The organism is Blastopirellula marina, from assembly GCF_002967715.1.
Lineage (GTDB): Bacteria > Planctomycetota > Planctomycetia > Pirellulales > Pirellulaceae > Bremerella > Bremerella marina_B.
In genome coordinates this window covers 103710-116367 of sequence record NZ_PUIA01000016.1, presented here as the reverse complement: position 1 = coordinate 116367, position 12658 = coordinate 103710, and the positions used below count along the sequence as shown (strand labels likewise).

Here is a 12658-nt window from a genome sequence, read left to right as displayed (position 1 = left end):
CGAGAATGAAGCACCGGAATCCGGAGGGAGAACGAATCGACTAGGCTTCAGGTTGGGAAACGAGCAGATCCATCCCCAATCGTTTGGAAAGGAACTTGGCGGCCAGTTGTCCCTTGACACTGTTACCGGTGTTATCAAGCGGCGGAGCAAAGGTTCCCAGCCCCGCTTTTCCAGGCGAGACCGTGGCAATTCCTCCTCCAATCCCGCTCTTTCCCGGTAGCCCAATTTCATAAAGCCAGTCGCCGGAAGTTTCGTATAGTCCGGCCGTCAACATGACCGCGAGAGCGTAATGGCATACCGTAGATGCCACAACTCTTTCCCTTGTGATTGGATTCACTCCACCGTCTGCCAACGTGGCACCCATGACGGCCAAATCCTTCGCGGTCACGATCAACGAACACTGCCTGGTATATAGGTCAATCGCTTCCATGGGTGGCATATAGATACGCCCGAAGCTTTGTAGCATGCGTGCTATCGACTGATTGCGAAAATTCGTTTCCATTGCGCAGGTGAAAACTTCTTCATTCATCGCCAGATCGCGTCCTGCGAATCGCGACAAACCCTGGTGAATGAAGCTCCACTTTGCCTCCAGTGTGTCGCCAGGAACCAGGCTTGTGGTTGCAATCGCACCTGAATTCACCATCGGATTCGTCCGGCCGTCATCCCCACGTTCAATTCCTTCGAGCGAATTGAACGCTCTGCCAGTGGCATTTACACCGACCTTATCGCGTACTTCCTCAGGCCCTAGACACTCGCACACGAGCGCCATGACGAACGGCTTGGAAACACTCATGATTGTGAATCCGTGATCTGAATCCCCGGCGGAATAGACCTTGCCTGCCGAACTCACAACGCAGATACCAAACAAATCGGGACGAACGCGTGCGAGGGCTGGGTAGACCTGCGAGTTTCGTCCTTCGGAATTGCTTTTGAATTGCTCGTAGGCTTCTTTCACGAGCGACTCGACGACATACTCATCTGGCAGATGGCCCGTAGAAACATAATGCGAAGGCAGTTGAGGCCCGTCCGCCATATGCGGCTTCTCCCAGAAGGTCTGAATACAACGCGGTGAGTACTTGAATGATACTTGGGAAAGATGCGTCCATCAGGAACACGTTGATTGTAGTCCAACGCAAATCCAAAGTCATTGAGGTTGCTCTAAAACGAAGATGGGTTTAGCGATTAAATATCGTGGCGTGATGAAAGATAAGACAGAGACCAACTGCCCCGCGAAAGTTGGCTTAGCTTCGAAAATGTACACTTGGCCTCGAGCCAAATAAGTTTTGACGCCCCTTGGTAGATCAATGATTATAATCCGGTGAGCAGAGGAATGTTTCACCAGGAGTACCATCATGGCGTATGTGTGGATTTGCGTCTCGATTGTGTTGCTTTTTGCTTCCAGCAGCGAAGCACGTGAGTGGACGGCGCGTTCGGGAGACTATTCTCTAGAGGCAGAACTCGTCGGATTTGACGACTACTATGTCGTGCTTCAGCGCGCCGACATGGAAATGGGGATTGCTAAGATTGATGATCTATCGGTTCAGGATCAAAAGTATCTAGCTTCAGAAACCGCCGAAGCGATCCACGAAAAGAACCTGGGTGGAATGCAAACCTGGGTAACCGCAGACGGCCAGAAACTGGTGGGGCGAATCGTCGATTTCGCCAGTCGGGATGTCACGGTCCAACGACGACGCGGCAGGGTCTACGTTAACGATCGACTGCTTAATAGCTTGCCCGATTTCTATCGCCAACTAATCCCTCAGATCGTTTCGCATTTCGACGAAATCGATCTACCCGATCAACGTGCATTCCAAAACTGGGTGCTTCGCCAACGGGGTGTTGCCCGAACGTTCCAAGTGAATGGAGTGATCTTTGAATCGGAAAATGGCGATGAATATGCCGTTCCATTCTTTGTTTTTGACGAGAAGGATCACGATTGGCTAACTGCCGGCTGGGCCGAATGGAAGATTAGCCAGATCGACGCCGAGCTACAAGCCAGCGATGATTTGCCGCGTGAGCAAGCTTTTATGCTGCAGACGCTGGCTGCGGCACACTTTCGTAATCAAGAGATCCAGACGCAGATCGCCAAGATGAATCTGAATCTTTCTGCGGTACGAGTTGGTCTGACTTCGGCCTGGGAAGTGACTCTATATCCACAACCAGGCAACCCTCTACCGCCGCAATGGGTAGTAGCCTTAGGGCGTGACAGTGACCAGGCAATTGCCGCTGCCCTGAATCAAAACCCTGGCTTTATGGTCGGTACGGTTCGCAGGGTCAGTCGTTGAGCGAAAGCGACAAAAAGGCTATAAAGCCAGACTTCTGGCATATTCCGGTTCTTTATTCGGGAAATCAATCCTGCTTCTGTTGACTTCACCTAAAGGTAGGGTATTTTCCTGGAAGGAGTGTATGGGTTGCGAAAACCCGACTATCCCGCCACTGATTAATGCGTCTAGCTTGTCGCTACCTAGAACATCTTTGTGCCGAGAATAACCATGCAGACCGAAACGACGCCCACGAAAGAACCTCAAGATCTGCAGGGTAATTGGGTTTGGTTTTTAGTCCTTGGGATCGGCATGGTCGTCATGGGCTTATTCGCGATCAGTTGGGCGTGCTTGGCGACGGTTACCGTGGCGGCAACCTGGCTGTTTGGGTTTGTGATATTGGCCAGTGGCATCTCGATCGTTGTTCACTCGTTTTCCACCGGTCGCTGGAGCGGCATGTTGCTGCATCTCCTGATCGGGATCATGTACATGGTTGCCGGTTTCATCATTATCGAGCAGCCAATGGAAGCGGCTATTAACCTCACGCTTGTGATCGCAATTATTTTGATTATGAGCGGGATCTTTCGCATGGTGTTTGCGATGTCCGAGCGGTTTACCGGCTGGCCGTGGGTCTTGCTCAATGGCGGCATCACGCTGATGATGGGCATGCTGATTTATAAGCAGTGGCCAGCCTCCGGGCTGTGGGTAATCGGTCTGTTCCTTGGGATCGATCTAATCTTCAACGGATGGGCATGGATCATGTTGTCGTTCGGCATCCGATCACTACCTAAGCAGCAGCCATCCTAAGTCGAATGGCTGCTCGTCCCCATTCCTTCTCAGCGCTATAGCTTCAGTTGTTTACGGCTCAGTATTTACGTGCCGTATGATGACGGAGTTGATCGCCTCACGGTAAACGCAATTTACCACCGCTGGACGCGACCGTCGTTCCTTCTTTGATCTTCTTTTCGCACGCCCTGCGTGCCTGTCACCTGGGGAGAGATCGGGCACGATGCTCTCCTAGTTGCAATGCATCTAGGAGAGGGAAAAAATCATGTTTTTGAATCCGGCATGCGCAATTTCGGTCTTGATCATATTCCGGTGATGGTACATTTCGGATCTGAGATATTCGGGCATTTCCATTTGGTACGGATCGAAGAAGCGGAGTACGGCATTGAGTAGTTCAACCAATATGCAACGGAAACGCATTATTCACTCGACTGTCTATCACTACAGCGAACCGGTCACATTTCACCAGCATCGAATTCTAATGCGCCCCCGCGAGGGACACGACTTACGGATCATCAACACGAAACTCGAGATTGAACCAGCGGCTAATGTGCGCTGGCTAAGGGATATCGAGGGGAATTCGGTAGCCATTGTCACCTTTGAAGAGAAGGCCGATCGCTTGAAGGTTTTGGCCGAAATTGACGTGGACGTCTCGGACGACAATCCGATTGAATGTTTGATCGATCCTCGTGCCCGGTCCTACCCGTTTCAATACTCACCAGACGAACAGGTTGAACTCGTTCCTTACCGCTTGCCGAGCTATCCATACGACGGCTTGGCTCTTCATGACTGGCTTCGCGAACTGTATCAGCCAGGACAGATCGTCGATACCTTCCAGTTACTATGTCAGTTGAACACACGCATTTTTGAATCGCTGACTTACATGTCCCGCGACACCATGGGAGTTCAGTTACCGCATCAAACACTGGCACTCGGCAGCGGATCCTGCCGCGACTACGCAGTGCTGATGATGGAAGCAGTGCGTTACTGGGGTTTCGCGTCTAGATTCGTGACTGGCTACATCCAGATGGAAGCCGGGCAACATGGGGCAACCCATGCTTGGACCGAAGTATATCTGCCAGGATCAGGTTGGCGTGGTTTTGATCCCACCAATAATAAGTTGGCCAGTGCAGAACACATCTCGGTGGCAGTTGCTCGCGAACAAGAAAAAGCGGCACCTCTCTCCGGCAGTTGGGAAGGGCCAAGCCACGCCTATCAAGGAATCGAGGTGTCTGTCCAGGTGGTCGCCGTTTAGCTCCACGTATGGTAGGTATCCGATACCAAGAGTGCTCCGCAGTGGCCACAAAATTCATTCAGCCAGGATAGGCAAAAACAAACTATGGCGTGGTCATGGTGTTCGCGATTTACATCTCGCAGACTTGATCGATTGTCCAGTCTTTCAATAGAGCCGACGAGGCAGGCATCAGTTCGTCAGTCAGTTTAATACGGACCAGCGTCAACTGAGCCGCTTCTTTATTCTCCTTGCCGCGAATCTGCTTCCCACCCTCGTCGAAGGGAGCCTCTTGCTTCTTCGTGCTGGGAGGCGAGTAATACCAGCAATCCGATTGATTCCAGTGCCATGCAGTTGGTGATGCGGTTTCCGACTCCTTACTTTTTACAGAATCCCTTCTAGGGTGTCCTCGCTGCCGCTGGGAATTGACTTGTGAAATACGAGAGAGGACACTAAGAGCTGGAATCGGTTTCGGTTCCTTGCCCCCAAGGGATCAGCATGCGGTTTGCCGACCGCAAGCCCTTGGTCTTTTTATGCGCGCAAACCATAGATGCCGCCGGTCACGAGATGGAAGTGACCGCAGCACGCTCATCATCCAAAGAAGGGGATTCCACATGTTTCAATTCCTTGCCATTTCGACGCGTCGTTCTGGAACGCCCGGTTGCCGCCGAACATCCCCACGTCATTTGCTACACAGAATAGCTACTCTCGCTTTTGCGGTGAGTTGGGTACTCTTCGCACAACACACCTTTACAACATCACTTAACGCCGAGCCAAGAGATCGTCCCAACATCATTCTGATGATGGCCGACGATATGGGCTTCTCGGATCTTGGCTGCTACGGTGGGGAAATCGAGACCCCCAACCTAGATCAACTGGCCAACAGCGGAATTCGGTTTACCCAGTTCTACAATACAGCTCGCTGCTGTCCGACACGGGCCGCCTTGTTAACAGGCCTTTACCAACACCAAGCTGGCATCGGTCACATGGTAGGGGACTATGGCGTTCCGTCCTACCAAGGCTATCTGAATGACCAATGTGTAACGATCGCCGAAGCACTTCGCGGTGCGGGTTACACAACGCTCATGACCGGCAAATGGCATGTCGGCTCCCAACCGGAGCATTGGCCTACCAAGCGAGGTTTTGATCGCTATTGGGGCACACCGTCAGGAGGTGGAGTCTACTACAAAGACACGCTTCAAATCCGAAACACTGTATTCTTCGTCAACAACGACGAAAAGATCGAACTGCCAGATGACTTCTATGTCACAGACGATCTAACCGACCACGCCATGGAGTTCATCGACGAAGCAGTCAAAGAGACCAAGAAACCTTTCTTTCTTTACTTGGCGCATATTGCACCTCACTGGCCCTTGCAGGCCAAGCCAGAAGACATCGCCCATTACGAAGGGAAGTACGCTCAGGGATGGGATGCCGTTCGCGATGCACGCTTCGCACGACAAACAAAAATGGGGCTATTCCCCAGCGTCACCAAAATGAGCGATCGCGATAAAGAGGCCAAAGCGTGGGAGAAGATGCCACAGTCGGCTCAGGAAGACCTGGCACATCGCATGGAAATCTATGCCGCCCAGGTCAGTTGCATTGACGAAAACGTTGGCAGAATAGTGACGCAACTCAAAGAGCTTGGACAACTCGAGAACACGCTATTCATCTTTCTTTCCGACAACGGCTGTTCGGCCGAAGGTGGCCCAGGTGGTTTCAGCCGCGGGAAGAAAGACGCACCGATCGGCACTGGCCTTTCTTATGCCAGCGTTGGCTTGGAATGGGCCAATGCGAATGACACTCCTTTCCGCAAGTTCAAAATGGATACACGTGAAGGAGGTATTGCTTCGCCACTGATCATTCACTGGCCGCAAGGCGTAAAGAATAACGGACGCCTGGTCGATGCTCCCAGTCATGTTATTGACGTTATGCCAACCCTCTTGGAAATAGCCGGAGCGACCTATCCCGACAAACGAAACGACAAGACAACTATTCCACTCGAGGGACAAAGCTTCGCTAGTCAGTTTTCGTCAACCAAGTCGGTCCCTGCTCGTGATCTGTTCTGGGAGCATGAAGGAAATCAAGCCATTCGTCGAGGTGACTGGAAAGCCGTTCGAATCAAGAATGGCCCCTGGTCCTTATTCAATCTGAAAGACGACCGTACGGAAACGACGAATCTCAACCAGGCTCATCCCGAAAAGACGAAAGAGCTTGCAGCAGCCTGGGAGGCCTGGGCCCAGCGCTGCGGAGTTTGGGATTGGGGCAAGCTTCAACAACAGCGACGCGGCAAATAATCTCATACCGATAACACCCTGAGGGTCTAACACCATGAAACAACTATTCCTTGCCGCAATCATAACGGTATTCAGCTGCACCAGTTTGTTAGCTGCCAAGCCCAATATTGTTCTGGTGATCACCGATGATCAAGGCTACGGCGATTTGGCTTGCTATGGCAATCCCGTCATCAAGACGCCCAATATCGACAAGCTTGCTTCCGAGTCGTCACAACTGTCGAACTATCACGTCGCGCCGACATGCTCTCCAACGCGTGCGGCGCTTCAATCGGGTCATTGGACCGATCGTGCTGGTGCCTGGCACACAATCATGGGGCGTTCGATGCTTCGCGCAGAAGAAACTACGCTCGGACAGCTTATGAAAGACAATGGATACGTCACCGGTATGTTCGGCAAGTGGCATCTTGGTGACAACTACCCTTATCGCCCCGAAGATCGTGGCTACGACGAAGTTTATCGCCACGGTGGTGGGGGCGTGGGACAGACGCCTGACCTGTGGGACAACGCGTACTTCGATGGACAGTACTTCCACAACGGCAAGCTCTCCCCTGCCAAAGGGTTTTGCACCGACGTCTTCTTTCGCCAGGCGAATCAGTTCATTCGCGATAGCGTGAAGAAGAACGAACCCTTCTTTGCGTATATTTCAACGAACGCCCCGCACGGTCCCCTGCACTGCCCTCAGAAGTACATGAATATGTATGCAGGGCAAAAGGCAGACATTGCCGCGTTCTTTGGGATGATTACGAACGTCGATGACAATGTCGGCAAAACGCGAAAGCTGCTCGACACTCTAGGCGTCGCGGACAATACGATCTTCATTTTCACGACCGACAACGGCACCGCGACCGGTGGCTCAGTATTCAACGCCGGCATGCGAGGCAAAAAGGGCAGCGAATATGACGGAGGCCATCGAGTGCCACTGATGTGCTACTGGCCAGCGGCGGGAATGAATAAGCGGTACGTGAATGATCGGCTGACCCACGCAGTCGATATCGCTCCGACGCTGTTGGACATGACCGGCGGTTCTGCTCCTGACAATTACAAATTCGATGGAAAGTCGATTCGTGCCCTTCTCGATCCGGCTGTCGATATCGACTGGGAAGATCGTTACCTGGTCACTGATTCGCAGCGAGTTCGTGACCCTCGCAAGTGGAAACAAACGGCTGTGATGTCGCAACAGTGGCGGCTCATCAATGGCAAAGAACTCTACGATATCCAGAAGGACCCAGGCCAGAAGAACAACATTGCCAAGGGGCACCCAGACGTGGTCGCCAAGATGACGGCGTTCTACGATAAGTGGTGGGCCGAACTTGAGCCAACCTTTGCCAAGCCCACCGAAATCTACCTTGGGCATCCCGATGCACCAGAAGCATCCCTAACGGCGCACGACTGGATCCAGACGGACATGCCGCCATGGAACCAAGGGCATATCCGAGACGGCGATGGTTACAAGGGCAAGAAACAGAATGCCAAGCACGAAGGACATTGGGCCGTCAAAGTTATTCGTGACGGCACCTACGAAGTGAGCCTTCGACGTTGGCCGGTCGAAGCGGACCAATCGATTCTGACCGACCTAGCACCTGGGGACAACGTACCGGGAGCAAGCCGTGCGATGCGTGCTCGACCAGGCGTCGCATTGCCAATTGCATCAGCCACGTTGCGAATCGACGGAAAAGACTTGGAGTCAAAACCGGTAGCATCGGATGCCCACGAAGTCACTTTCACGACCAAGCTTCAAGCGGGATCGCGTCAGTTGTCTCCCCTGTTTGTCATGAAAGATGGCAACGAACTAGGTGCCTACTATGTCGTTGTTCGCTACGTGGGGGACTAGCGTGAAACACTTAATCATCGCCGCTGTTGTTTTTCTCAGTTTCACCGGGGCACTCCGTGCGGCTGAATTGCCCAACGTTGTCATTCTGTATGCAGATGACATGGGATTTGGTGACCTCGGTGCCAATAATCCTGATTCCAAGATTCCCACACCCAACCTAGATCGTCTGGCAAGGGAAGGTTTGCGATTGACCGATGGGCACAGTTCGTCGGGGATCTGCACACCAAGTCGCTATGCCCTTTTAACGGGTCGATATCATTGGCGGAAATTCCACGGGATCGTTCAAGCATTTGGTCCACCGGTTCTCGACAAGGAAGAACTAACGCTGCCCGAAATCCTGAAGGAAAAGGGATACAAGACGGCATGCATTGGCAAGTGGCATTTAGGCTGGAACTGGGAGGATATCCTTCGCCCTGATGCTGATATAAAGGCGAATCGTGGCAATCGAGTCATCCAACCGGAAGCATTCGACTGGTCGCAGCCGATCTCCGGAGGACCAACGTCGCATGGGTTCGACGAATACTTCGGAGACGATGTCCCCAACTTTCCACCCTATGCCTGGTTCAAGAACGATCGAGTCGTTGGCGAGCCCTCGGTAATGCTGACCGAAACTCCCAAGACACCAGAGGGAAGCTGGAGCGCAAGACCTGGCCCTGCAGTCAAGGATTGGGACTTCTGGGCGGTTGTCCCTGCCCTGGCCGATAAAGCCGTCGATTGGATTGCCAGCCAGAAAGGGAAACCAGAACCATTCTTCTTATACGTTCCATTCAACTCGCCACATTCGCCGATTGTTCCAACCGAAGAGTTCGTCGGCAGTTCCCAGGCCGGCCCCTTTGGTGACTTCGTCCATATGACAGATGCCATGGCCGGGAAGATCCTGGCTGCCCTTAAAGAAAACGGATTCGAAGATAACACGCTCGTTATCTTCACCGCCGATAATGGGGCCGAGAATTACGCATACGAGCGAGTAAAAAACTTCGGCCACTGGAGCTCTGCTCCGTTTCGTGGTGTGAAACGGGATCTTTATGAAGGGGGGCACCATGTCCCGTTCATCGTGAAGTGGCCAGGCAAAATCAAACTAGGCAGCACTAGCGATGCGCTGACCAGCCAAGTCGATCTGATGGGCACAATCGCGGCTATTGTCGACTATCAATTACCCAAAGACACTGCCCACGACAGCTATAACCAACTAGCCGCTTGGACCTCGAATGAAGCTAGCCCGCGCAATACGATCGTTCATAATACGGCCGCCAAGGCGTATGCGATCCGTGATGGTAAGTGGCTGCTCGTCGATGCCAAATCAGGCTCTCAAAACCGAATTCCCGAATGGTTCGACCAGCAGCGAGGCTATCAAAAGGATAACCTGCCCGGCGAATTATACAATTTGGAGAGTGATCCGGCTCAAAAGAAGAATCTTTACGAAAGCAAGCCGGAACTCGTGCAACAATTGAAACAGAAACTGAAGACGATCCAAGCAAACGGTCAGGTACGCTAACTACCGAGTTGCTTTCCCACGACGAAGAGTGCACCTTATGACACGCATCCTTGTTCTTGCCATAGCCTGTCTGATTACGTCTGGCCTGTCCGTTGCCAATGCCCAAACGGAACTTTCGGAGAAGCGCCCCCACATAATCTTTGTGATGGCAGACGACATGGGCTGGGGGCAGACGGGGTATCGAAATCACCCAGTGTTGAAAACGCCAAACCTGGATCTGATGGCCGCCAATGGCCTGCGTCTCGAAAGATTCTATGCAGGCTGCTGCGTGTGCTCTCCGACCCGAGCCAGCGTGCTTACTGGTCGTACGCCTGACCGCTGCGGGGTCCTGACACATGGTTACGCTTTGCGGCATCAGGAAAAGACGATTGCCCAGGCCCTCAAAGATGCCGGCTACGTCACCGGGCACTTCGGCAAGTGGCATCTCAACGGACTTCGCGGTCCCGGTGCCCCGGTCCTCGCAGAAGATACCTACGGTCCAGGTCACTTCGGTTTCGACGAGTGGGTCTCGGTAACGAACTTTTTTGATGTCGATCCGTTGATGAGCCGGCAAGGCAAGTTCGAGCAAATGCAGGGAGACTCCTCCGAAGTTGCCATGAACGAGGCCATCAAATTCCTCAAAAAACACAAGGACGGGGACAAACCGATGTTTGCGGTTGTGTGGTTTGGCACGCCCCATAGCCCTTTCAAGGCTCTCGATGACGACAAGATTCCTTTTGGCAACCTCAAAGCCGATTCAGAAAATCACTACGGCGAACTGGTCGCAATGGATCGCAGCATCGGCACTTTACGCTCCGCACTACGCGAATTGAAGATTGCCGACGATACGCTGTTTGTCTTCTGTAGCGATAACGGCGGACTTCCGAAGATCGAGCCTGACACCGTCGGTGGTCTGCGAGGCAATAAAGGGAGCGTTTATGAAGGTGGCCTCCGTGTTCCTGCGATCATCGAATGGCCATCAATGATTCAGCCGCGTATTAGCAACTACCCTGCATGCACCATGGATCTCTTTCCTACCATCGCTGATGTCCTGGGACTTCCTGAGGATATTTTTGTGAAGCCACTGGACGGCGTTAGCCTGAAGCCACTGCTTTCCGATGAGATCGGGGCACGCGAGCAACCGATTGGTTTTCGATTTCAAAAGCAATCGGCCTGGGTCGACAACAATTGGAAACTGGTGACCATCAATCGAGAAAAGGACAACAAGTTCGAGCTTTACAATCTCAAGGACGATCCACACGAAGAGATGGACCTTGCCCAGGCCAATCCGGACCAACTTGAGAAACTCAAAGCGGCTTACCAGGCGTGGGACTCCGGCGTCGAATTAAGCTTTGCCGGTAAAGACTACGCAGCCGGAAAACTAACGGAGCCTGATCCTGAACCGCACTACTGGACAGTCGACCCCCGTTACGAGAAATACCTGCCTGAGTGGAAAGATCGCTGGGAATATCGATCGTATATCCAAAAAGCCCTGCAAAAGTGATGGCGAATCATCTACCACTATACGCCAGCATCTGCCTAACAATGGCTTAGTAAATCGACGCGTCCTGGCAGGCGATCTTTTTTTCTGCTTTTCTGTGAGAAATAAGAGTAAAGCACCGATTCGTCGTACGACTTTCTTATGGAGAGCACTACCTCATCATGCTCTCGAACCTTCTCCATTCGCCCTAACCTCTTTTCAATATTTCCTTTAAGAGCTTTGCCAAGGCATGCTGGCCAGCATGTAAGGACTTAGGCAAGGTTTTGTGGTTTGTGCAAACACACCAGTTTCGCGCATCGTATCTCATTCATTTCTTTTCCACTCAGGGAATGCACTATGGCCCTTCGATCTCACTCAGTCGTGAAGAACGGCTTTACGCTTGTCGAACTTTTGGTAGTCATCGCCATTATTGGTGTCTTGATTGCTTTGCTTCTTCCCGCCGTGCAGCAGGCACGTGAATCCGCCCGCCGTACGCAGTGCGTCAACAACCTCAAGCAGGTCGGACTTGCTGTCCACAACTTCCACGATACTTTTGGCGAACTGCCTCCTTCACGGATTCAGTATGAATATCTGGGTTGGTCGGCGTTATTGCTTCCCTTCATGGAACAAAACAATCTCTTTGATCAACTCGACCTGAAACAAAAATACAAAGATCAAACCACGGCCGCGCAGCAAGCCAGTGTCTCTGGTTACGTCTGCCCTAGTCGTCACCAGGAAGGTGATTTAACGAAAGTGGTACAGTCTATCAATGCCGACAATGGTGCAGTCTGGGACTACGCCACCGTCAGCGGTTCTAGCGGCGACAACTCGATCATTCGCCAACTTGGCAAGGAAAAAGGAATGCTCATCGTTGCCAAAGGCAACAAGGACCAATACTCCAGCCAAACAAACTTTGCATCGGTGACCGACGGCTTAACCAACACAATCATGATCGGCGAACGCCATGTTCAAATCGACAAGCTGAAAGATGAAACCACCGGCCATGACGGCCCGATTCTCAGCGGATGGGCGTATACGACCATGAGAGCGGCCGGTCCTGATTACCCGCTCGCCAGCAACATGCGGGACGACGTCGACGGCGTAGCACATCTGGTGTTCGGTAGCTTCCATCCAGGAATTACCAATTTCGTGATGGGAGATGGCAGCGTTCGCTCCATCCAGGTCAACATCGATGAAGATAATCTTGGTCGACTGGCCAGCCGCGATGACGGTCAGGTAATCAGTGTCGAGTTCTAACTCGCTGCCCCCTCTCATCTTTAAAACTCCCCATTAGGAGG

General features: G+C 52.5%; 9 protein-coding genes. 8 read left to right on the top strand and 1 reads right to left on the bottom strand.

The genetic code is table 11. From position 1 onward, the window contains the following. Positions 1-40: 40 nt before the first annotated feature. Entirely contained in the window at positions 41-1033 is a 993-nt protein-coding gene (gene glsA / locus C5Y96_RS02450) for a glutaminase A (RefSeq protein ID WP_105349961.1), read from the bottom strand. Between the two features lie 319 nt (positions 1034-1352). Here glsA and C5Y96_RS02440 point away from each other — a divergent pair, with 319 nt between their 5' ends. The 8 genes from C5Y96_RS02440 (at position 1353) to C5Y96_RS02405 (ending at position 12617) form a co-directional block, all read left to right on the top strand. After that, the gene (locus C5Y96_RS02440; RefSeq protein ID WP_105349959.1) at positions 1353-2285 is read left to right on the top strand and encodes an SHD1 domain-containing protein; all 933 of its coding nucleotides are present in this window, start codon (positions 1353-1355) and stop codon (positions 2283-2285) included. Positions 2286-2492: 207 nt separating this feature from the next. After that, positions 2493-3068: an HdeD family acid-resistance protein gene (locus tag C5Y96_RS02435; protein WP_105349958.1), complete on the top strand. Its 576-nt coding sequence runs from the start codon at positions 2493-2495 to the stop codon at positions 3066-3068. A 364-nt stretch (positions 3069-3432) separates the two neighbouring features. Continuing rightward, entirely contained in the window at positions 3433-4302 is an 870-nt protein-coding gene (locus C5Y96_RS02430; RefSeq protein WP_146115491.1) for a transglutaminase N-terminal domain-containing protein, read from the top strand. A 695-nt stretch (positions 4303-4997) separates the two neighbouring features. Next, positions 4998-6575 carry an arylsulfatase gene (locus C5Y96_RS02425; RefSeq protein ID WP_199188621.1) on the top strand — a complete coding sequence of 526 codons (1578 nt, stop codon included), beginning with the start codon at positions 4998-5000 and terminating at the stop codon, positions 6573-6575. 34 nt (positions 6576-6609) lie between these two features. After that, entirely contained in the window at positions 6610-8406 is a 1797-nt protein-coding gene (locus tag C5Y96_RS02420) for an arylsulfatase (protein ID WP_105349955.1), read from the top strand. Beyond that, positions 8378-9901, top strand: coding sequence for a sulfatase-like hydrolase/transferase (locus tag C5Y96_RS02415; protein WP_105349954.1), 1524 nt, complete (start codon positions 8378-8380; stop codon positions 9899-9901). Before C5Y96_RS02420 ends, C5Y96_RS02415 begins: the two co-directional genes overlap by 29 nt. 37 nt (positions 9902-9938) lie before the next feature. Next, entirely contained in the window at positions 9939-11384 is a 1446-nt protein-coding gene (locus C5Y96_RS02410; protein WP_105349953.1) for a sulfatase, read from the top strand. 333 nt (positions 11385-11717) lie between these two features. Then, complete coding sequence (locus C5Y96_RS02405; RefSeq protein WP_105349952.1) at positions 11718-12617, top strand: DUF1559 domain-containing protein; 900 nt, start codon at positions 11718-11720, stop codon at positions 12615-12617. Positions 12618-12658 lie beyond the last annotated feature (41 nt).